Origin of the sequence: Streptococcus mitis (assembly GCF_002096845.1) — a bacterium.
GTDB classification, from domain to species: domain Bacteria; phylum Bacillota; class Bacilli; order Lactobacillales; family Streptococcaceae; genus Streptococcus; species Streptococcus mitis_A.
Window position 1 is genome coordinate 85,988 of the sequence record NZ_NCVK01000059.1, and the last position, 23,618, is coordinate 109,605.

General features: G+C 41.3%; 18 protein-coding genes and 1 pseudogene. 16 read left to right on the forward strand and 3 right to left on the reverse strand.

Going from position 1 to position 23,618, the window contains the following annotated elements; all coding sequences use genetic code 11:
- Positions 1-171: 171 nt before the first annotated feature.
- From B7695_RS08990 to B7695_RS09000, 3 genes are read right to left on the reverse strand one after another with little or no spacing between them, the layout of a single operon-like run.
- The gene (locus B7695_RS08990; RefSeq protein ID WP_084891230.1) at positions 172-939 is read right to left on the reverse strand and encodes a hypothetical protein; all 768 of its coding nucleotides are present in this window, start codon (positions 937-939) and stop codon (positions 172-174) included.
- A 16-nt stretch (positions 940-955) separates the two neighbouring features.
- Positions 956-1,651: an ABC transporter ATP-binding protein gene (locus B7695_RS08995; RefSeq protein ID WP_004256110.1), complete on the reverse strand. Its 696-nt coding sequence runs from the start codon at positions 1,649-1,651 to the stop codon at positions 956-958.
- Positions 1,652-1,655: 4 nt separating this feature from the next.
- Positions 1,656-2,021 carry a GntR family transcriptional regulator gene (locus B7695_RS09000; protein WP_000119149.1) on the reverse strand — a complete coding sequence of 122 codons (366 nt, stop codon included), beginning with the start codon at positions 2,019-2,021 and terminating at the stop codon, positions 1,656-1,658.
- A 139-nt stretch (positions 2,022-2,160) separates the two neighbouring features.
- Here B7695_RS09000 and nrdR point away from each other — a divergent pair, with 139 nt between their 5' ends.
- From nrdR to B7695_RS09090, 16 genes and pseudogenes are all read left to right on the forward strand, one after another.
- Positions 2,161-2,634, forward strand: a complete 474-nt coding sequence (gene nrdR, locus B7695_RS09005; RefSeq protein ID WP_001203672.1) for a transcriptional regulator NrdR — start codon at positions 2,161-2,163, stop codon at positions 2,632-2,634.
- Entirely contained in the window at positions 2,635-3,804 is a 1,170-nt protein-coding gene (locus B7695_RS09010) for a DnaD domain protein (protein WP_084891232.1), read from the forward strand.
- Complete coding sequence (gene dnaI / locus B7695_RS09015) at positions 3,805-4,701, forward strand: primosomal protein DnaI (protein WP_084891234.1); 897 nt, start codon at positions 3,805-3,807, stop codon at positions 4,699-4,701.
- Positions 4,698-5,411, forward strand: a complete 714-nt coding sequence (locus B7695_RS09020) for an NADPH-dependent oxidoreductase (protein WP_084891236.1) — start codon at positions 4,698-4,700, stop codon at positions 5,409-5,411. The genes dnaI and B7695_RS09020 overlap by 4 nt, the downstream gene beginning before the upstream one ends.
- 13 nt (positions 5,412-5,424) lie before the next feature.
- Positions 5,425-6,735 (forward strand): ribosome biogenesis GTPase Der, encoded by a 1,311-nt coding sequence (der, locus tag B7695_RS09025; RefSeq protein ID WP_001207696.1) that lies wholly within the window; start codon positions 5,425-5,427, stop codon positions 6,733-6,735.
- A gap of 83 nt (positions 6,736-6,818) precedes the next feature.
- The gene (locus B7695_RS09030; protein WP_192855775.1) at positions 6,819-7,154 is read left to right on the forward strand and encodes a hypothetical protein; all 336 of its coding nucleotides are present in this window, start codon (positions 6,819-6,821) and stop codon (positions 7,152-7,154) included.
- Between the two features lie 33 nt (positions 7,155-7,187).
- Positions 7,188-7,475, forward strand: coding sequence for a hypothetical protein (locus tag B7695_RS09035; RefSeq protein WP_084891240.1), 288 nt, complete (start codon positions 7,188-7,190; stop codon positions 7,473-7,475).
- A 145-nt stretch (positions 7,476-7,620) separates the two neighbouring features.
- On the forward strand, positions 7,621-10,134 hold the full coding sequence (secA, locus tag B7695_RS09040) for a preprotein translocase subunit SecA (protein WP_033676535.1): 2,514 nt from the start codon (positions 7,621-7,623) through the stop codon (positions 10,132-10,134).
- Positions 10,135-10,214: 80 nt separating this feature from the next.
- Entirely contained in the window at positions 10,215-11,246 is a 1,032-nt protein-coding gene (locus B7695_RS09045) for a 3-deoxy-7-phosphoheptulonate synthase (protein ID WP_084891242.1), read from the forward strand.
- 1 nt (position 11,247) lies between these two features.
- Positions 11,248-12,279, forward strand: coding sequence for a 3-deoxy-7-phosphoheptulonate synthase (locus B7695_RS09050; RefSeq protein ID WP_084891244.1), 1,032 nt, complete (start codon positions 11,248-11,250; stop codon positions 12,277-12,279).
- Positions 12,280-12,323: 44 nt separating this feature from the next.
- Complete coding sequence (acpS, locus tag B7695_RS09055; RefSeq protein WP_192855776.1) at positions 12,324-12,686, forward strand: holo-ACP synthase; 363 nt, start codon at positions 12,324-12,326, stop codon at positions 12,684-12,686.
- The gene (gene alr / locus B7695_RS09060) at positions 12,676-13,779 is read left to right on the forward strand and encodes an alanine racemase (RefSeq protein WP_084891248.1); all 1,104 of its coding nucleotides are present in this window, start codon (positions 12,676-12,678) and stop codon (positions 13,777-13,779) included. Before acpS ends, alr begins: the two co-directional genes overlap by 11 nt.
- Before the next feature lie 18 nt (positions 13,780-13,797).
- Positions 13,798-15,813 (forward strand): ATP-dependent DNA helicase RecG, encoded by a 2,016-nt coding sequence (gene recG / locus B7695_RS09065; RefSeq protein ID WP_084891250.1) that lies wholly within the window; start codon positions 13,798-13,800, stop codon positions 15,811-15,813.
- 319 nt (positions 15,814-16,132) lie between these two features.
- On the forward strand, positions 16,133-17,113 hold the full coding sequence (locus tag B7695_RS09075) for an acetylxylan esterase (protein WP_084891252.1): 981 nt from the start codon (positions 16,133-16,135) through the stop codon (positions 17,111-17,113).
- 697 nt (positions 17,114-17,810) lie between these two features.
- Positions 17,811-21,446 carry an SIALI-17 repeat-containing surface protein gene (locus tag B7695_RS09085; protein ID WP_084891254.1) on the forward strand — a complete coding sequence of 1,212 codons (3,636 nt, stop codon included), beginning with the start codon at positions 17,811-17,813 and terminating at the stop codon, positions 21,444-21,446.
- Positions 21,447-21,977: 531 nt separating this feature from the next.
- Positions 21,978-23,606 (forward strand): annotated as a pseudogene (locus B7695_RS09090) (exo-alpha-sialidase); the annotation flags it as partial.
- Positions 23,607-23,618: the final 12 nt, after the last annotated feature.

Below are 23,618 nucleotides of genomic sequence, written 5' to 3' on the forward strand. Positions count from 1 at the left end.
AAGGAATATAATGATAGTGTCACAATAGAGAAATTAAACAAGACCTTTAAATCAGATTTAAAAGGATTTGTTTTTTAAATAAAGTTAGACGGAAAATGAGATAAAAGAAAAAGGATAGCCTCTCTACGATGAGATGTTATCCTTTTTGATTATGAAACTATGATTATGAAACTATTGCAAATTAACCTTGTTTCTCAAGATGTAGTAGGTTCCGAGGTAAAAGATAGCTATGAAAATGAGTTCCTCGATAATGGATGTACTTGCTCCCATATAGAAATGATCATTAAGTCCTACAAGTGAATTGACATAGAAATTAGAACTAAGATTGAAGAAAAGTTCAATAAATCCAATGACGATTTGGATACCAATGTAGGCTGCAACAGCGAGTGCTGTACGGTATTCATTGAAAAGCTGTCCAATGGAAATAGCCAAGTAGATGCAGAGGATGCTGGAAATGGTATTTAGTAGGAAGGATATACCTGTAAGAAAGATCTGAGGGAGATGTGTTTCTACAAATGTAATCACATAAGAAAGAGGTATCCATTCTGGAACCGTTATGGTCACAATAATAACAGCACTTAGAACTAGGATAGCAGTGCTAATCATCGACCAGATAAAGGCACCGACTAGTTTGGCTGTGATGATATGGTGTTCAGATACTGGAAGGGTCAAAGTCAGATAGCCTTGTCGGTCATAGACACTGCCTTTAAAGCGTTTAATGATTAAGAAAAGAGTTGAAATTCCAAGTGTAATCATCAAGCCACCAAAGACGAGGGCTAGAAAAGTAAGTAAAACAGGTTGGCTTTCTTTGACAGGCAGATTGTTATAGGTCTGTGCTTGTATCCCGATAAGGGCAGAAAGGACTAGAACAGCAGCGTAGAGGGCTAAATACCACTTGTTAACATTTTTAAATTCGTAGCGAATTAAATTCCAAAACATAAATAATCTCCTTTGCTTAAGCCTTAAATTCCTGACGGAAGAGTTGGTCAATGGATTCACCCGACTCATAGCGAATATCGTCTACATTGCCTTGACGAACGACTTTTCCGTCTTTGAGGAAGACAATTTCATCCAAGATTGGCTCGATATCTGAAATCAAGTGGGTAGAAATCAAAACGGTAGAAGTTGGGGAGTAGTTGTTGATGATGGTATTGAGGATATAATCACGGGCTGCTGGGTCCACCCCACCAATGGGTTCGTCCAGAACATAGAGACGAGCATCACGGCTCATAACCAAAATCAGTTGTACCTTTTCCTTGTTTCCTTTTGATAGTTTCTTGAGACGACTATTTTCATCAATGCCTAGGTCTGCAAGCAGATGATGGGCGCGTTCAAGATTGAAATCTTTATAGAAGGTCTTGAAGTAGGTTAGGGCTTCTTTGACCTTCATTTGCTCATTGAGATAGGTCGTATCTGGCAAATAAGCTACGATGGCCTTGGTTGCTGGGCTTGGGTCCATATCGTTGATAAGGACGCGTCCTTGATCTGGTTGTAAGAGGCCATTGATTAGTTTAATCAGGGTTGTTTTCCCTGAGCCGTTTGGTCCAAGGAGACCAACAATTTTTCCAGCTGGGATGTCAAGAGAAACATTTTCAAGGGCTGGGGTTGCTCCATAAGATTTGGATACATTTTCAAATGCTAGTAATGACATAGGCTTAAACTCCTTTAATATAATCACCGACTACGCCTGGTAGTTCTTCTTTTTCATAGCCAAAATGGGTCATGGAGGAAACGAAGTGTTCCAATTCTTCTTCCGATAATTGTTTGCGTGATTGGGCGATTAGCTCCTTATCCTCGGTCACAAATCGTCCAGTTGTTCGCTTGCTGTAGACAAATCCTTCTCGTTCGAGGTCTGACAAGGCTCTTTGGATGGTGTTGGGATTGACCCCGGCCTCGCTAGCTAATTCCCTCACGGTTGGAAGTTGTTGATTGGGTTCCAGTGTATGGGAAACAATCTGAAGCTTGATTTTCTCCATAATCTGTAAATAAATGGGTTTTTTGTTATCAAATGTCCAGGACATCTTGGTCTCCTTTCTTTTATCCTTTTGTCTTAATTAAATAATACAACAAAACAAAAAACTTGTCAAGCAAAAAGAAGAATTGTTTTGGGAATCGCTTAAAAAATGGTATAATGAAAAGAAAACGATAAGGAGGGAAAGGATGCGTTGTCCAAAATGTGGGGCTACCAAGTCAAGTGTTATCGATAGTCGCCAAGCAGAAGAAGGGAACACTATTCGTAGAAGACGCGAGTGCGACGAATGCCAGCACCGTTTTACAACCTACGAACGGGTAGAAGAAAGAACCTTAGTGGTTGTTAAAAAAGATGGCACACGGGAACAATTCTCCAGAGATAAAATCTTTAATGGAATTATCCGCTCAGCCCAGAAACGTCCTGTGTCAAGTGATGAAATCAACATGGTAGTCAATCGTATCGAACAGAAACTCCGTGGTCGAAATGAAAATGAAATTCAAAGTGAGGACATTGGTTCACTCGTCATGGAGGAGTTGGCTGAGTTGGATGAGATTACCTATGTGCGTTTTGCCAGTGTCTATCGTAGTTTTAAGGATGTCAGTGAGTTAGAGAGCTTACTCCAACAAATCACCCAGTCCTCTAAAAAGAAAAAGGAAAGATAAATGAAGCCAATTGACCGTTTTTCTTATCTAAAGAATAATCGGGTGTCGCAAGATACCTCATCTCTGGTACAGTGCTACCTCCCGATTATCGGTCAGGAGGCGCTGAGCCTTTATCTTTATACAATCAGTTTTTGGGATAATGGCAGAAAGGAATATCTTTTTTCAAGTATTCTCAATCATCTCAACTTTGGGATGGACAGACTCTTAAAATCCTTGAAAATCCTATCTGCTTTCAATCTCTTAACCCTCTATCAAAAGGGGGATGTTTATCAGCTAGCTCTCCATGCTCCCCTTTCAAGTCAGGATTTCTTGGAACATCCTGTTTATCGTAGACTCTTGGAGAAAAAGATTGGCGATACCGCTGTGGAGGATTTGAAAGTTGAGAGTGCTGAGGGAGAAGAAATACCTGTCTCACTCAATCAAGTCTTTCCAGACTTGGCAGAACTGGGAAGTCAAGAAGACCTTAGTCTCAAGAAGAAAGTGGCCAACGATTTTGACTTGGACCATTTTCGTCAGCTTATGGCTCGAGATGGGCTTCGCTTTGCGGATGAGCAATCCGACGTCTTAAACCTCTTTGCCATTGCTGAGGAAAAAAAATGGACTTGGTTTGAAACTTATCAATTGGCCAAGTCAACAGCTGTTTCCCAGGTTATTTCAACCAAACGCATGCGGGAAAAAATCGCTCAAAAACTGATTTCCTCTGACTTTAGTCCTAAGGAAGCAACCATTATCAAGGAAGCCAAAAGTAAAACGGCCTTGCAGTTCCTGGCAGAAATCAAGCAAACACGCAAGGGGACCATTACCCAAACAGAAAGAGAACTCTTGCAACAGATGGCTGGCTTGGGCTTGCTGGACGAAGTTATCAATATTATTCTCTTATTGACCTTTAATAAGGTGGATTCAGCAAATATCAATGAGAAATATGCCATGAAGGTAGCCAATGACTATGCCTATCAAAAGATTCATTCGGCAGAAGAGGCAGTCTTACGCATCCGTGAGCGAGGGCAGAAGAGCCAGGCTCAAAAAGGCAGTAAACAGAGTCCTGCCAAGTCCAATGTACCCAAGTGGAGCAATCCAGATTATAAAAATGAAACCAGCGAGGAAACTCGTCTGGAACTAGAACGTAAGAAACAAGAACTATTAGCTCGATTAGAAAAAGGAGGAGATTAGATGGAAAGTGTCGGAGACGTACTCAAACGTCAACCAAGTCGTTTTCACTATCAAGATTTAGTCCAGAAAATCATGAAGGATCCTGATGTTGCGGCCTTTATCCAGCAAGAATCCCTCAGTCCAGAGGAATTGAATCGCAGTATCTCTAAGTTTAATCAGTATATTACAGAGCGTGACAAGTTTCTCCGTGGTGATACGGATTATATTGCCAAAGGCTACAAGCCTATTTTGGTTATGAATCATGGCTATGCGGATGTTTCTTATGAAGAAACTCCGGAACTAATTGCAGCTGAAAAAGAAGCGGCTATTAAGAACCGTCTCAAGTTAATCAATCTACCAGCTAGTCTTAGGAAAGCTAGTTTGGCTCAAGTTGACTTGGATGATTTGGGGCGCTTGCCAGTTTTTGAAAAGCTATTAGCCTTCGTGGAGCAATATCCAGCTATTCGAAAAGGTCTTTACCTATATGGAGACTTTGGTGTGGGTAAAAGTTTCATGGTGGCTGCCTTAGCCCATGATTTATCAGAAAAACGCGGTGTTTCATCAACTCTCCTCCACTATCCTAGCTTTGTCATTGATGTCAAAAATGCTATCGGTGATGGTAATGTCAAGACCTTGGTGGATGAGATTAAACTGTCTGAAGTCCTGATTTTAGATGATATTGGTGCTGAGCAATCAACACCTTGGGTGCGTGATGAAATCCTGCAAGTCATTCTCCAATATCGGATGCAGGAAAATTTACCGACCTTTTTCACGTCCAACTTCGACTTTGAAGATTTGGAGAAGCATTTTGCTAAAGTGAAACAAGGACCTGATGAAATCTGGGAAGCCAGACGGGTCATGGAACGCATCCGTTATTTGGCCGAGGAGACTCGTTTAGAAGGAGTAAACCGTCGATGACAGAAACGATTAAACTGATGAAAGCTCATAAGTCTGTTCGAAGATTTAAGGAACAAGCCCTTCCTCAGGAAGACTTGACTGAAATCCTGACAGCAGCCCAAATGGCCTCGTCTTGGAAGAATTTCAAATCCTACTCTGTGATTGTGGTACGAAGTCAAGAAAAGAAAGATGCCTTGTATGAATTGGTGCCTCAAGAAGCCATTCGCCAGTCTGCTGTTTTTCTTCTCTTTGTCGGAGATTTAAACCGAGCAGAAAAGGGAGCACGACTCCATATGGATACCTTCCAACCTCAAGGTGTAGAAGGTCTCTTGATTAGTTCAGTCGATGCGGCTCTTGCTGGTCAAAATGCCCTATTGGCAGCTGAAAGCTTGGGTTATGGTGGTGTGATTATCGGTTTAGTTCGATACAAGTCAGAAGAGGTGGCAGAGCTTTTTAATCTGCCTGACTACACCTATCCTGTCTTTGGGATGGCACTAGGAATACCAAATGAAGAACATGAAGTCAAACCTCGCTTGCCATTGAATCAAGTGGTGTTTGAGGAAGAATACCGAGAACAGTCAACTGATGCAATCGAAGCTTATGACCGTGTACAGGCTGACTATGCTGGGGCGCGTGCAACCACAAGCTGGAGTCAGCGTCTAGCAGAACAGTTTGGTCAAGCTGAACCAAGCTCAACTAGAAAAAATCTTGAACAGAAGAAGTTATTGTAGAAAGTGAGAAATTATGGCCCTACCAACTATTGCCATTGTAGGACGTCCCAATGTTGGGAAATCAACCCTATTTAATCGGATCGCTGGTGAGCGAATCTCCATTGTAGAAGATGTCGAAGGAGTAACACGTGACCGTATCTATGCAACGGGTGAGTGGCTCAATCGTTCGTTTAGCATGATTGATACAGGAGGAATCGATGATGTCGATGCTCCTTTCATGGAACAAATCAAGCACCAGGCAGAAATTGCCATGGAAGAAGCAGATGTTATCGTCTTTGTCGTGTCTGGTAAGGAAGGGATTACCGATGCAGACGAATACGTAGCCCGTAAGCTTTATAAGACCCACAAACCAGTTATCCTCGCGGTTAACAAGGTGGACAACCCTGAGATGCGAAATGATATCTATGATTTCTATGCTCTTGGTTTGGGTGAACCGCTGCCTATCTCATCTGTCCATGGTATCGGTACAGGGGATGTGCTAGATGCCATCGTAGAAAATCTTCCAAATGAATATGAAGAAGAAAACCCAGATGTGATTAAGTTTAGCTTGATTGGTCGTCCTAACGTCGGAAAATCAAGCTTGATCAATGCTATCTTGGGAGAAGACCGTGTCATTGCTAGTCCAGTTGCTGGAACAACTCGTGACGCTATTGATACCCACTTTACAGATACAGATGGTCAAGAGTTTACCATGATTGATACAGCTGGTATGCGTAAGTCTGGTAAGGTTTATGAAAATACTGAGAAATACTCTGTCATGCGTGCCATGCGTGCTATTGACCGCTCGGATGTGGTCTTGATGGTCATCAATGCGGAAGAAGGTATCCGTGAATACGACAAGCGTATCGCAGGATTTGCTCATGAAGCTGGTAAAGGGATGATTATCGTGGTCAACAAGTGGGATACACTTGAAAAAGACAACCACACTATGAAAAACTGGGAAGAAGATATCCGTGAGCAGTTCCAATACCTGCCTTACGCACCGATTATCTTTGTATCCGCTTTGACCAAGCAACGTCTCCACAAACTTCCTGAGATGATCAAGCAAATCAGTGAAAGTCAAAACACACGTATTCCATCAGCTGTCTTGAACGATGTCATTATGGATGCCATTGCCATCAACCCAACACCGACAGACAAAGGAAAACGCCTCAAGATTTTCTATGCGACCCAAGTGGCAACTAAACCACCAACCTTTGTCATCTTTGTCAACGAAGAAGAGCTCATGCACTTTTCTTACCTGCGTTTCTTGGAAAATCAAATCCGCAAGGCCTTTGTCTTTGAAGGAACACCAATCCATCTCATCGCAAGAAAACGTAAATAAAAAAGTAGAATCTGGAATGACATTTCCAGATTTTTTTGATAGAATGAAGGTAAAGAAAACGCTATCAAAAAGAGGTGTTGATGATGGAACATTTGTTTAAATTGTTAATCTTATTACCCTGTTTTTACTTTTTCAGCTGGATTGAAAAGGCCAACAGAGATAGTAAATTTTTCCCAATTTTTTACTATTTTTACTGGATTTACATCACCCTCTATGCTCTTTTTAGCCTTGCTTGGACAGTTTTTTCAGTCCTGCTTTTCAATATCGTCTTGAGAAATGTGGCAGACATCAAGTCTTGGGGCATTTGGCTATTATTACTACTTATTGCTTTTTCCAGTTCTTGGGTAACCTATATCTTTTTCAAAAAAATGTTTCGCTTGAGACGGGAACTAGGGAAGTCTAAATGTGGAAGGCATTGATATATATCGGTTTTTATTTATAGGAGGTAGCTTATGGCACATCTAAAATCATTTATTACACGCTATTCCAAGATTTATATTGGGGTAGTTCTGCTTATCTGGCTTGCTTTCTTCTTTGTTCCTTGGGATAAACCAGTTCTGGGAATATCTATCAATCTCTTAATCATGCAGAAAATCTTGCTAGTTTTTGGTATTCTGTCTATTTTGATGGCCTTGCTGTCCAAGAAAGTCAGTCTCTTTGTTTTTGGACTTATCTGCTGTTTTTCTCTTTGGATTAATCTATTTATCCTATTTGCCATTTTGCCAATTTTTGGCAATTAAAGTATCATAAAAGTCAGAGAGGTTAGCTTGGAAACTAACCTCTTTTTCCTTTTCAAAATGGGGATTCTTCCTTGAAAATAATCAGTAATTGTGCTAAAATTAAAAGAACATTCTAAAATATTCGGAATTTAAAGTAAGGAAAAACATGGCTAATATTTTAAAAACAATTATCGAAAATGATAAAGGAGAAATCCGTCGTCTGGAAAAGATGGCTGACAAGGTTTTCAAATACGAAGACCAAATGGCTGCTTTGACAGATGACCAACTCAAAGCAAAAACAGTTGAATTTAAAGAACGTTATCAAAATGGAGAATCACTGGATTCATTGCTTTATGAAGCATTTGCGGTTGTCCGTGAAGGTGCCAAACGTGTCCTAGGTCTCTTCCCATATAAGGTTCAGGTTATGGGGGGAATCGTTCTTCACCATGGTGACGTGCCAGAGATGCGTACAGGGGAAGGAAAAACCTTGACTGCGACTATGCCGGTATACCTCAATGCTCTTTCAGGTAAAGGGGTTCACGTAGTTACAGTTAATGAATATCTATCAGAACGTGACGCGACTGAGATGGGTGAATTGTACTCATGGCTGGGTTTGTCAGTAGGGATTAACTTGGCTGCCAAATCTCCAATGGAGAAAAAAGAAGCCTATGAGTGTGATATTACTTACTCAACTAACTCAGAAATCGGATTTGACTACCTTCGTGACAACATGGTTGTTCGCGCTGAAAACATGGTACAACGTCCGCTTAACTATGCCTTGGTCGATGAGGTTGACTCAATCTTGATTGACGAGGCGCGTACACCTTTGATCGTATCAGGTGCTAACGCAGTTGAAACTAGTCAGTTGTATCACATGGCAGACCACTATGTAAAATCTTTGGACAAAGACGACTACATCATCGATGTGCAGTCTAAGACTATTGGTTTGTCTGATTCAGGGATTGACAAGGCTGAAAGCTACTTCAAACTTGAAAACCTCTATGACATCGAAAACGTAGCTTTGACTCACTTTATCGATAACGCCCTTCGTGCCAACTATATCATGCTTCTCGATATTGACTATGTTGTGAGCGAAGAACAAGAAATCTTGATCGTTGACCAATTTACAGGTCGTACCATGGAAGGTCGTCGTTATTCTGATGGATTGCACCAAGCCATTGAAGCTAAAGAAGGTGTGCCAATTCAGGATGAAACCAAGACATCTGCCTCAATCACTTACCAAAACCTTTTCCGTATGTACAAGAAATTGTCTGGTATGACGGGTACAGGTAAGACTGAGGAAGAAGAATTCCGTGAAATTTACAACATTCGTGTTATTCCAATCCCAACCAACCGTCCTGTTCAACGTATTGACCACTCAGACCTTCTTTATGCAAGTATCGAGGCTAAGTTTAAGGCGGTTGTCGAAGACGTTAAGGCTCGTTACCAAAAAGGTCAGCCTGTCTTGGTTGGTACAGTAGCGGTTGAAACTAGTGACTACATTTCTAAGAAATTGGTTGCAGCTGGCGTTCCTCACGAAGTCTTGAATGCTAAAAACCACTATAAAGAAGCTCAAATCATCATGAATGCTGGTCAACGTGGTGCCGTTACTATCGCAACCAACATGGCCGGTCGTGGTACCGACATCAAGCTTGGTGAAGGGGTTCGCGAATTGGGGGGGCTTTGTGTTATTGGTACAGAACGCCATGAAAGCCGCCGTATCGATAACCAGCTTCGTGGACGTTCAGGTCGTCAAGGAGACCCAGGTGAGTCACAATTCTATCTCTCTCTTGAAGATGATTTGATGAAACGTTTTGGTTCTGAACGTTTGAAGGGAATCTTTGAACGTCTCAACATGTCTGAAGAGGCGATTGAGTCTCGTATGTTGACGCGTCAGGTTGAAGCAGCGCAAAAACGTGTTGAAGGAAATAACTACGATACCCGTAAACAAGTCCTTCAATACGATGATGTCATGCGTGAACAACGTGAGATTATCTACGCTCAACGTTACGACGTCATCACTGCAGATCGTGACTTGGCACCTGAAATTCAGGCTATGATCAAACGCACGATTGGTCGTGTCGTTGATGGTCATGCGCGTGCCAAACAAGATGAAAAACTCGAGGCAATTTTGAACTTTGCTAAGTACAACTTGCTTCCAGAAGATTCGATTACGATGGAAGACTTGTCAGGCTTGTCTGATAAGGCCATCAAGGAAGAGCTCTTCCAACGTGCCTTGAAGGTTTACGATAGTCAGGTTTCAAAACTACGTGATGAAGAAGCAGTTAAAGAATTCCAAAAAGTTTTGATTCTACGAGTGGTAGATAACAAGTGGACAGATCATATCGATGCCCTCGATCAATTGCGTAACGCGGTTGGACTTCGTGGCTATGCTCAGAACAACCCTGTTGTTGAGTATCAGGCAGAAGGTTTCCGTATGTTTAATGACATGATTGGTTCGATTGAGTTTGATGTGACACGCTTGATGATGAAAGCACAAATTCATGAACAAGAAAGACCACAAGCAGAACACCATATCAGTACAACAGCGACTCGCAATATCGCTGCCCACCAAGCAAATATGCCAGAAAATCTGGATTTGAGCCAGATTGGACGGAATGAACTTTGCCCATGTGGTTCTGGTAAGAAGTTTAAAAACTGTCACGGGAAAAGACAATAAAATGAGATAGTTTAGAGGCGGATACCTTGTGAAAAGTAATTTTTTACTTGGTATCCGTTTGCTTTATAAGGAGATGAGTTATGGTATTTACAGCAAAAAGTCCTAAAATTAATATTGAAGAAGTTCGTGCCTTATCAAAATTAGAAGGCCAAGCTTTGGAGAGAAAATCACAGCGCGATCAAGAGCTAGAAGCCATTATACGTGGAGAAGACCAGCGGATTCTCTTGGTAATCGGGCCATGCTCATCTGACAATGAAGGAGCTGTCCTTGAGTACGCTAAACGTTTGGCAGCGTTACAAGAAGAAGTAGCAGACCGTATCTTTATGGTTATGCGTGTTTATACTGCCAAACCTCGTACTAACGGAGATGGCTATAAGGGCTTGATTCACCAGCCTAACGCGACAGAAGCGCCTAGTCTTATCAACGGAATCAAAGCCGTTCGCCATCTTCACTATCGTGTTATCACAGAAACAGGTATGACGACAGCTGATGAAATGCTTTATCCTGAAAATCTTCCGCTTGTAGATGATTTGATTTCTTACATGGCAGTTGGTGCTCGTTCGGTTGAAGATCAGCAACACCGCTTTGTGGCAAGTGGGGCAGATTTCGCGACTGGCTTTAAAAATCCAACATCTGGAAATCTCAATGTTATGTTTAATGGGATTTATGCTGCTCAAAACAAACAAAGTTTCCTTTTCCTAGGAAAAGAAGTGGAAACAACTGGGAACCCGCTTTCGCACGCCATTCTTCGTGGAGCAATCAATGAGTATGGTAAGAATATTCCTAACTACTACTATGATAATTTGATGGATACCATTTCACAGTATGAGAAAATGGGCTTGGAAAATCCTTTTATCATTGTAGATACCAATCATGATAATTCTGGTAAGCAATACATGGATCAGATTCGAATTGTTCGCCAAACCTTGATTAACCGTGATTGGAATGAAAAAATCAAGCAGTACGTTCGTGGCTTTATGATTGAGTCTTATCTAGAAGACGGCCGTCAAAACGAACCGGAAGTATTTGGCAAGTCTATCACAGACCCTTGCCTAGGCTGGGAAAATACAGAAGCCCTTGTCAGAGAAATCTACCAAACGCTAGGAGAATAAGATGGCATTTATTGAAAAAGGTCAAGAAATCGATATTGAAGCAATCAAGTCTGAAACCCAATTGTCTGCGGAAGCCTTGCGACTAAAGGAGCGCCGTGATAGAGAATTGGCAGACATTATTTCAGGAGAAGATGACCGTATCCTTTTGGTGATTGGTCCTTGCTCTTCTGACAATGAAGAGGCTGTCTTGGAATATGCCAGTCGTTTATCTGCCTTGCAAAAGAAGGTGGCAGACAAGATTTTCATGGTCATGCGTGTTTATACTGCTAAACCTCGTACAAACGGAGACGGCTATAAAGGCTTGGTACACCAACCAGATACTTCAAAAGCTCCAAGTTTGATTAACGGCTTGCAGGCTGTGCGCCAGTTGCACTACCGCGTGATTACAGAGACAGGTTTGACAACGGCAGATGAGATGCTTTATCCATCAAATCTGGTCTTGGTGGATGATTTGGTCAGCTACCATGCTGTTGGGGCTCGTTCTGTGGAAGACCAAGAGCACCGCTTTGTAGCTTCAGGAATTGATGCACCAGTGGGGATGAAAAATCCAACCTCAGGAAATCTTGGTGTTATGTTTAACGGTATCTATGCCGCTCAGAACAAACAGACCTTCCTCTTTCATGGCCAAGAAGTTGAGACTTCAGGAAATCCCTTGGCCCACGTCATCCTTCGTGGCGCAGTTAATGAATATGGGAAAAATGAGCCTAACTTTTACTATGAAACCCTGCTAAATGCCATTGAACGCTATGAAGCCATGGGACTTGAAAATCCCTTTATCCTCATTGACACCAACCATGATAATTCTGGCAAGCAATATATGGAACAGATTCGAATTGTTCGCCAGACCTTGCAAAATCGTGATTGGAACGAGAAAATCAAAAAGACGGTTCGAGGCTTTATGATTGAATCTTACCTAGCAGATGGTCGTCAAAACCAACCAGAGGTCTTTGGTTGCTCTATTACCGACCCTTGCCTAGGTTGGGAAAATACAGAGGCTTTGGTAGAAGAAATCTATGCTACCTTGACAAAATAAGTGAAAAGGATGGAGTTGGGGAATCTCAACTCCTTTTGATGAGAATGATAGTTGGACACGGAATTGACATCGAAGAATTGGCTTCTATAGAAAGCGCAGTTACACGACATGAAGGCTTTGCCAAGCGCGTGCTGACCGCTAAGGAAATGGAACGGTTTAACAGTCTTAAAGGGCGCAGACAGGTTGAATATTTGGCTGGTCGCTGGTCGGCTAAAGAAGCCTTTTCCAAGGCTATGGGATCTGGTATTGGAAAGCTCAGTTTTCAGGATTTAGAAGTCTTGAACAATGAACGCGGGGCGCCTTATTTTAGTCAGTCACCATTTTCAGGAAAGATTTGGCTGTCTATCAGCCATACCGATAAGTTTGTGACAGCCAGTGTCATTTTGGAGGAAAATCATGAAAGCTAGTCCACATAGACCAACCAAGGCTCTGATTCATCTGGGAGCTATTCGACAAAATATTCAGCAAATGGGGGCTCATATACCTCAAGGAACGCTCAAATTTGCAGTAGTCAAGGCTAATGCCTATGGGCATGGGGCTGTTGCCGTTGCCAAGGCGATTCAAGATGATGTTGATATTTTTTGCGTTTCCAATATTGATGAAGCCATTGAACTCAGACAGGCTGGACTCAGGAAGAAAATCCTAATTTTAGGAGTTTCTGAAATCGAAGCTGTTTCTCTTGCTAAAGAATATGACATCACCTTGACTGTGGCTGGACTGGAGTGGATTCAAGCACTCTTAGATAAGGAAGCGGACCTAACTGGATTGACAGTTCACCTCAAGATTGACTCAGGGATGGGACGGATTGGTTTTAGAGATGCCAGTGAAGCTGATCAGGCTCAAGCCTTGCTTCAACAACATGGTGCTCGCGTTGAAGGGATTTTTACCCACTTTGCTACTGCAGACGAGGAATCAGATGACTACTTTAATGCCCAGTTAGAACGGTTTAAAACTATTTTGGCCAGTATGAAGGAAGTTCCAGAGCTGGTTCATGCCAGTAATTCGGCAACGACCCTTTGGCATGCAGAGACTATTTTTAATGCGGTCCGTATGGGAGATGCCATGTATGGTCTTAATCCTAGCGGAGAGGTCTTGGACTTGCCCTATGACTTGAAACCAGCCTTGATCTTGGAATCTGCTCTGGTTCATGTCAAGACAGTTTCAGCTGGAGCTTGCATGGGCTATGGAGCAACTTATCAAGCGGATAGCGAGCAAGTCATCGCGACGGTACCAATTGGCTATGCGGATGGTTGGACACGAGACATGCAGAATTTCTCTGTCTTGGTAGATGGGCAAGCTTGTCCAATTGTCGGCAGGGTTTCGATGGACCAGATTACCATTCGTCTGCCTAAGGTTTATCCGCTGGGAACAAAAGTCACCCTCATTGGTTCTAATGGGGGCAAGGAGATCACAGCTACTCAGGTAGCGACCTACCGTGGGACTATTAACTATGAGGTGGTTTGTCTTCTCAGCGATCGCATTCCGAGAGAATATTATTAGAAAAGAAAGGAGTGGAGCATGAATCTACATCAACCCTTGCATGTCTTACCTGGTGTGGGACCAAAGTCAGCAGAGAAGTACGCTAAACTAGGAATTGAAAACTTGCAAGACCTCTTGCTCTACTTTCCTTTCCGTTATGAAGACTTCAAAACCAAGCAAGTATTGGAACTAGAAGACGGTGAGAAGGCGGTTCTTTCTGGTCAAGTCGTGACTCCTGCTAGTGTCCAGTATTATGGTTTCAAGCGCAATCGTCTGCGCTTTAGCCTCAAGCAGGGAGAAGTTGTTTTTGCGGTGAATTTCTTTAACCAGCCCTATCTAGCAGACAAGATAGAGTTGGGAGCAACCCTTGCTGTTTTTGGGAAGTGGGACCGTGCCAAGGCCAGCCTGACAGGAATGAAGGTCCTGGCTCAGGTGGAAGATGACCTCCAACCTGTCTATCGCTTGGCTCAGGGAATCAGTCAGGCAAGTCTGGTCAAGGTCATCAAGACGGCTTTTGATCAGGGACTGGACCTCTTGATTGAGGAAAATCTTCCCCAGTCTTTACTGGACAAATACAAACTCATGTCCCGTTGTCAGGCTGTTCGTGCCATGCATTTCCCCAAGGATTTGCCAGAATACAAGCAGGCCCTTCGCCGTATCAAGTTTGAGGAACTCTTTTACTTCCAAATGCAGTTGCAGATGCTCAAGTCTGAAAATAGAGTTCAGGGAAGCGGTCTGGTTCTGGATTGGTCTCAGGAAAAAGTGACAGCAGTCAAAGAAAGCCTTCCTTTTTCCCTGACCCCAGCTCAGGAAAAGAGTTTGCAGGAAATTTTGACCGACATGAAGTCCGACCACCACATGAATCGTCTTCTACAAGGGGACGTGGGGAGCGGGAAAACGGTAGTCGCTGGCTTGGCTATGTATGCGACAGTGACGGCTGGCTACCAAGCAGCCCTCATGGTACCGACAGAAATCCTTGCAGAGCAACACTTTGAGAGTTTACAGAACCTTTTTCCTAACTCGAAACTGGCTCTCTTGACAGGTTCCTTGAAAGCTGCAGAAAAGAGAGAAGTCTTGGAGACTATTGCCGAGGGTGAAGCTGATTTGATTATCGGAACCCACGCTCTGATTCAGGATGGGGTAGATTATGCTCGTCTGGGCTTGATTATCATCGATGAGCAGCACCGCTTTGGTGTAGGGCAAAGGCGTGTTCTGAGAGAAAAAGGCGACAACCCAGATGTCCTCATGATGACGGCGACTCCCATACCACGAACCTTGGCTATCACAGCCTTTGGCGATATGGATGTTTCCATTATTGACCAGATGCCAGCAGGACGGAAGCCTATTGTGACACGCTGGGTCAAACATGAGCAATTACCTCAGGTCTTGACTTGGTTAGAGGGGGAAATTCAAAAAGGTTCTCAAGCCTATGTCATCTCTCCCTTGATTGAAGAATCAGAAGCTCTGGATTTGAAAAATGCTATTGCCTTATCTGAGGAGTTGACAGCTCATTTTGCAGGTAAGGCAGAAGTGGCTCTTCTACATGGTAAGATGAAGAGTGACGAAAAAGACCAGATTATGCAGGATTTCAAAGAGAGAAAAACAGATATTCTGGTTTCGACAACGGTTATTGAGGTTGGGGTCAACGTTCCCAATGCGACCGTCATGATTATCATGGATGCGGATCGCTTCGGGCTCAGCCAGCTTCACCAGCTCAGAGGTCGTGTCGGTCGGGGAGACAAGCAGTCCTATGCTGTTCTCGTTGCCAATCCCAAGACTGATTCTGGGAAAGACCGCATGCGCATCATGACAGAAACGACCAATGGATTTGTCCTTGCGGAGGAAGATTTGAAAATGCGGGGTTCAGGTGAGATTTTTGGAACCAGACAGTCAGGTCTCCCAGAGTTCCAAGTGGCTGATATTATCGAGGATTTTCCGATTTTAGAAGAAGCCAGAAAGGTTGCTAGCTACATTAGTTCCATAGAAGGCTGGCAAGAGGATCCAGAGTGGCGCATGATTGCTCTTCATTTGGAAAAGAGAGAACATCTGGATTAAGCTTTCTCTAAGGAAATCTTAAGCTAGCTTTCAGGTTTGGCCCTTATACTAGAGTCATCAAAAAGAAACGAGGACTCTCACATGACAGTAACGATTAAAGTAAATTACCAAACCACTTTCCAAAAGAAAGAAGCAACAAAATAAGATTGAACAGAGAAGAAGGGCAGAAATGCTCTTTTTTCGTTTCTAAAACTACTTTCAGTCCATCATCCTAAAAGTAAAGAATCTAAAATCACTTTCTATTTGCTTTTCTTTCTTGCATTGCTTTTCTAGATATGCTACAGTTGTGATAACGATTACAAAATAAAAGGAGCATGCTATGAAAAATCCGGCTTTATTAGAAGAAATTAAGACCTATCTAGGAAGAGATGAGGTTCCAGAAGACTTTGATGCTTTCTGGGATGAGGAAGTGAAAAAAGTTTCAACTTTTCCAGCCTACAACTTGGAGGAAAGAAATTTCCACATTCCTCAAGTCAAGTGCTATGAGCTCACTTTTGAAGGAAGTAATGAAGGTAAGGTCTATGCACGCGTCGTTCTTCCAAAGAGTGAGGAGAAGGTTCCGATAATCTTCCATTTCCATGGTTATATGGGACGTGGCTGGGACTGGGCCGACATGCTGGCCTTCACCGTGGCTGGTTACGGTGTTGTTTCCATGGATGTGCGGGGCCAGTCAGGTTATTCACAGGACGGTTTGCGTTCTCCTCTAGGAAATACGGTTAAGGGACATATTATCCGTGGGGCTGTGGAAGGTCGGGATCACCTCTTTTATAAGGATATTTATCTGGATATTTACCAGTTGGTCGAAATTGTTACTAGTCTGCCTCAGGTAGATGAGAAGCGCCTTTCTAGCTATGGTGCCTCGCAAGGAGGGGCTCTAGCCTTGGTTGCGGCAGCGCTCAATCCTCGGATTCAGAAAACAGTTGCCATCTATCCTTTCTTGTCAGACTTCAGACGAGTGCTTGAGATTGGTAATACTAGCGAGGCTTACGACGAACTTTTCCGTTATTTCAAGTTTCACGACCCCTTCCATGAAACTGAGGAGAAAATCATGGCGACCCTTGCCTATATCGATGTGAAAAATCTTGCCCATCGTATCAAGGGTGAGGTTAAGATGATTACGGGCTTGGACGATGATGTTTGCTATCCTATTACCCAGTTTGCGATATACAACCGTCTGACCTGCGATAAAGCCCATCGCATCATGCCGGAGTATGCCCATGAAGCTATGAATGTATTTGTCAATGACCAAGTCTACAATTGGCTCTGTGGTAGTGAGATTCCTTTTAAGTATATAAAATGATGAATGAGAGAGCCCAGTAGCTCTCTTTTTGTACAGAGTCTAGTCAGCAAATATTCTAGTTCATATATACTTTGAAATTCAACAGCTTTTATAGCTATCACTGTATTTTAGAGAAAGAATGATAGAGTTCTTAATATGGACTATAATACGAATACTTCGAAGCTGCAATTTCTGTTTTTTTGATTTTTAATTAGTATGAATCAGCGGAGAGTGATCAGTTATCTTATACTCTTCAAACCACGTCAGCTTTATCTGCAACCTCAAAACAGTGTTTTGAGCAGCCTGCGGCTAGTTTCCTAGTTTGCTCTTTGATTTTCATTTAGTATAAGTTTTTTTCTTGACCTTGGTGTCAAACAATTCATTTTCTATCTAGTTTGGTATAAGTTCTTTCAATACATTGAAAATCGCCTGTGAAATGTGTTATAATTTATAAGAAAATATACAGTTTCGCTACAAATGAACATTTATATATAAGTTTATGTATAACATGGTTTTCTGATTAGGATAATATCTTATAAAAAACTATATTCTTGGAGATACAGTACTTAAATATCATTTGTAAAGTAGCAAAATAGTCTATGTCTATTTTTATTGTAAGAATCAAAGTAGAGAGTGTTATGCTAATGGAAACTGTAATATTTTATTTTTTAGAATATACTTGGATAAATTAACTTTGAAAGTTAAAGTGAGGTAATGTATGTTTGTATGTTTAAAGGGTTTAGGGAAATTTCGTAAATCCAAAGCTTATGGTTTGGTTGGTTGCTTGACATTATCAGCAGTGCTTGGCTTAGCTGCACCAGAGTTACCAGTTATTGGTGGTGGGGTTGTTTATGCTGATGTCATTCAAGGTGGTAGCGATATTCACGATGTGGATGTTCATAGTAAATCTGCAGAAGGTGTTGCTATGACTTATACCACTTATGATAGCGGAACAAGTGGAAAACAAACCGCATCAGGAAGCGGTGTCTTTGTAGCGCCGAATGTGATGGTAACAGTAGCTCATAACTACTATGATAAAAACCAAGAGGATAAGTCTGCGGTATTGCGTGGTGGGGAGTCTGCTCGTAGTTATGTGGTGATGAACTCAGAGACGGAGAAGAGCAATAAAGTACCTACTTCTGGTGTATCGGAAGCTCTTGAAAAGGGTTCTATTCATTTGTATGATGAGAAGAATTTTGGTAAAGAATATGGTAATGACTTAGCGGTAGTAGTTACTAAAAAGCCTGTAGAAGCTATGACAGGTGGAGAAGATTCACCAAGAGAGCTAAGTCATAAAGAGGTTTCTACGGGTGATAGCATCTCTATGGTCGGCTACCCTAATGATTTTTCGACTCCAAATTTAAGTGAAGAGAATAAAGCTCGCTTGAAAGACGGTAAGGCTTATTCAGTCTCAACAACTGTAAGCAGTATCAATAAAGAGAGTGGTGCAGTCACTTATCATTCCTCAGCTTTAGGAGGTTTTTCAGGTGCTCCTTTGTTTAATGATAAGGGAGAGGTAGTCGGTATCCACCAGCACGGAACAAATACTCCAAGTGCTTCTGAGAGTGAGCGTATTGGTGGTGGTACTATCTTTACGGAAAAGCACAGAGCTTGGATTCAGTCAATGATTGATAAATATGCTATCACAGGCTGGTATATAGATGGTGCAAACCGTTACTACTATGATGAAAATCATATAGCTTTAAAAGATGTAGAGTCTGAGATTGACGGTGCTTGGTATAGTTTTGATGAAAAAGGTCGTGCTACCTTAGTAAAAGGTGAAGAAAAAGGTCGTGTTCTACTTCGAGTGGAAGACACTAAAGGAACTCGTTTGATTTCAGATAAGGTTGTTCAGGAAGGACCTGTTGGAAGTGGTTTGAATTTTCATTTAAGACAAAATCCGGACTTCAAACAGTTAATAGCAACTTCTCCAACAGCTAAAGTGGTATCTTATAACGGAGTGCCAATTAACAAATTAGCAAGTGATACAAGTTGGCCTGATGACTATGTCAGTAAGTTAGCTTTGGGTGATACAATTATAAGAGCGGTAGTAGATTCGGTAACTCCTTCGTCTAGTTCATCTTCGGATTTTGCAAGAACTGAAGTTGGTAAAGTCGATTTGAGTGGTAAATCGAATTTACCTGTACCTAGTAAAGAGGTGTTACAAGCTCCGAATGGCTCAGAAAATTTCTATGCTACAACGCACATTCAAACGCCAGATGGGTCGGGGTCAGGTACTTTAATTGCACCAAATTTGGTGTTAACAGTCGCTCATAATTTCTTAACAGTTAAAGGTTCTGAGGTAGTTACTAAATCTGGTCGCACCAATACAGTGTATAAAGCAACTTTACCGAATGGGTTGTCTGTGAATTTTTCAGATGATGATATTGTTTATTGGAATAAGAAAGATTCAGTATTTGGATTTAAAAATGACTTAGCTTTGGTTCGATTAAAAGAAGAGGTAAAAGGATCAACTCCTGTAGAGGTTGTAAAACAATCTTCGAAAGTTGCAGAGGGGGATTCAGTTTCGGTCTATGGTTTTCCAGATAACAAGCTAAGTCCAGTTTTAGATAGCAAAGTAGTAGGAATTACAGACTTCGGTTCTGGAATAGAGGGAATTAGCTATGGAGGTACGAAACCTGGAGCGTCTGGTGGTGGTCTTTATAATGATAAAGGTGCTTTAATTGGAGTTCACCAAAATGGTGTTGTAGGAAGCCGCAGTGGTGGTTTGGTTTTATCAAAAGAGCAGCTGGATTGGGTTCGTTCTTATATTGAGGGTCAACCAAAAGATCCTGTCTATGTGGAAGATAAAGAAGTGGAACCTTCTAAGAAGGATTCGGATAAGGATTTAGCTGGGAAATTAGATCCAAAAAAAGATAGTGGAAAAGAAGATTCTGGTATTTTAGGTACATCTGGTGACTTTGCAGCTCCTACAGTAGCTAAGCCAGAGTTTAGAGGTGGAGTCAATAGTGCGGATGCTGAGGTCTATCATCTTTCAGATTTCACAGGAGGAGTTCCTTTCACTGAATCTCCTATACTGGAAATCCCAGAGTATACGGGTGCATTATCAAGCTCAGGAGAAGACTCGGCCCCAACAGTTGAACAGCATGAGTTCACAGGCGGAGTGAATGGAGGCGACTCACTTGTTACAGAAGTTCCAGAGTATAGCGGTGTTCTATCCACATTAGGAGACACTCCAGCTCCTACAGTAGCTAAGCCAGAGTATATGGGTGATACATTATCAAGCTCAGGAGAAGACTCGGCTCCAACAGTTGAACGGCATGACTTCACAGGCGGAGTTAACGGAGGCGAATCCCTTGTTACAGAAGTTCCAGAGTATAGTGGCTTTTTATCCACATTAGGAGACACTCCAGCTCCTACAGTAGCTAAGCCAGATTTTACAGGCGGAGTGAATGGAGGCGCCTCCCTCGTTACAGAAGTTTCAGAGTACAGAGGCTTCCTATCCACATTAGGTAATTCTCCAGCTCCTACAGTAGCTAAGCCAGAGTTTAAAGGTGGCGTGAATGGTGCGGATGCTGAGATCCATTACCTTCCAAACTTCGCAGGCGGAGTGAACGGAGGTGAATCTCCTATACTAGAAATGCCAGAGTATAAGGGTTCATTAGCAATAGCAGAAGACTCGGCCCTAACAGTTGAAAAACAGAACTTCACAGGCGGAGTGAATGTGGTAGCAAGTCCTATGCATGATAACAATAGAGATAGTAAGAATGAAGCAACAATGAAACAAGTTATCACAAGAATTGCTAGTTCACAACGTATTTTCAAAAATGAAGCAGGAAGTGTGCAAATTCAAGCTTCAGAAGAAGTATTGAAAAATGTGATAGGTATTCAAATTCAAGAAGTTCAAGTTAGTGATTTAAGTTCATTAAACTATAAAGCATTTGATCTTCAATTGAAGGATACAGCTGCTAGAACTGTTCAGCCTAACGGAAAAGTCCTAGTTACTTTTGCTACGGATCAGTCAGTTGAGAATGTTTATGCTGTAGATCCAGAAGGGAAACTACACACTATTGAATTCGAACAAAAAGATGGAAAGATTATTTTTGAAATTAACAATTCTAGTATTTATGCGATGACTTTCCGACACTCCATTGACAATCCACCATTTAAAAATCCTACAGAAGAGAACAAGGCTGAAGAAGTTTCACTGTCATCTAAATTGTTATCTACAAATGAAAACTCTGAATCTAATCGATTAGAGAATAAAGTAAGTAATAATGAGCAGTCTAAGTTACCAAATACAGGTGAAAATAAATCAATAACAACAGTTTTGCTTGGTTTTGTGGGAATGATCCTTGGAGTAATGATTTCTTATAAGCGAAAAGATAGATAATTTTTCTTCAGTTGTTATTTGAACTTTTATGTTCATATAAAATAAACCACTCGCTATGCGAGTGCGCGTCGAAGATTATACTCAAAAAATTCCAAACGCGATACAGTAAAGGTGTTCAAGCTAATTGTAAAGCGAAAAGAGAAAAATATGGAACAAAAGGCTCAGGAGTTATCGTTTACACTCTTTATTGAAGGAGAAAGCCTAGTCCTAACTTAATGACATTGGAGAATATATTATTTCTCTTTTTGTTATAGAAGTCGAAAGTACGTTTAAAGAAGATAGAAGTATAAAAATATTTCTGAAAATAGAATCTATTGTAGATTAATGTAGAAAAATATATTGTTTTATTGTATAATAAAGAAAAATCTAGATTTTTAGGAAATAAAATAATTACTTTTAGAGAGTCATAGATTAATCAAGAATAAGCAATCGTATTAGTTGAATTGCTTTCCAGTGCTAACTTTTTAACTAATTCAAAAATTTTAAAAAAGCGCTTAGCAAAAGCGTCGGAGGAGTTATATGAATCAGAGTTTTATTAATCGTAAAAACCGATATGGTATTAGAAAATTTACTATCGGAGTTGCTTCTATAGTTATCGGCTCGGTCTTGTCTGGTATTTCACCAGTATTAGCACAAGAAACCAATACTAATATTGATGCAAATAAGGTTGAAACTACTTTAGAAAGTAGAACATCTGTATCAGGACCTATAGCGGATTTAGAAGTGAAATCATCGGAAAGTGCAAAAATTACAGAGAAGAAGGAAGTTTTTGTAAGTGGTGTAAATGGTGGATTGAATAAGGATGGAATTAATACTTACCGAATTCCAGCACTGCTAAAAACAGATAAAGGCACATTAATTGCCGGAGCGGATGAAAGACGTTTACAATTCGCAGATTGGGGAGATATTGGTATGGTAGTTCGTCGAAGTCAGGACGGAGGAGAGACGTGGGGAGATAGAATAACAATTTCTAATCTTCGTGATAATCCAGATGCCAAAGACAAAACTGCTCCGTCGCCATTAAATATTGATATGGTATTAGTTCAAGATCCGGAAACTAAGAGAATCTTTTCGGTTTATGATATGTTCCCAGAAGGAAAAGCAGTATTTGGTATGCCTGCTAAACCTGAAAAAGCATACGAGCGTATAGGGGATAAAACGTATCAAATTTTATATAAAACAGGCGAAAAAGGATATTATACAATTCGTGAAAATGGTGAAGTTTATAATTCTAAAAATCAAAAAACAGATTATCATGTTGTAGTAAATCCCAAAAAACTAGGATATAGCGACAAAGGTGATTTGTATAAAGGGAAGGATTTAATTGGTAATGTTTACTTTGCACAAAGTACGAAAAATCCTTTTAGAGTTGCAAATACTAGCTATTTATGGATGTCTTATAGTGATGATGATGGTAAAACATGGTCTGCACCGAAAGATATCACACCAGGGATTCGACAAGATTGGATGAAATTCCTTGGAACAGGTCCTGGAACAGGTATTGTATTACGTACAGGTGAGCATAAGGGACGGATATTGGTACCAGCTTATACAACAAACAGTATTTCGCATTTAGGTGGTTCGCAGTCTTCGCGTCTAATTTATTCGGATGATCATGGGGTAACTTGGCATGCTGGAGAAGCCCCAAATGATAATCGACCTGTTGGAAATAGTGTCATCCACTCGTCTAATATGAATAATAGTGGCGCTCAAAATACAGAATCAACTGTTCTTCAATTAAATAATGGTGATGTCAAACTCTTCATGCGTGGCTTGACTGGAGATCTTCAGGTTGCTACTAGTAAAGATGGTGGAGTGACTTGGGAGAAAACAATAAAACGTTATCCAGAAGTAAAAGATGCCTATGTGCAAATGTCAGCTATTCATACTATGCATGATGGGAAAGAGTATATTATTCTTAGCAATGCTGCTGGACCAGGACGCGAACGAAAAGATGGTCTAGTTCACTTGGCACGTGTTGAGAAAAATGGCGAGTTAACTTGGCTGAAGCATAATCTAATTCAAGGTGGGGAATTTGCATATAATTCATTACAAGACTTAGGTGACGGAGAATACGGAATTTTATATGAACATAGCGAGAATAGGCAAAATCGCTATACAATTTTTTATAAGAAATTTAATTGGAACTTCTTGAGTAAATAAAAGCTAATT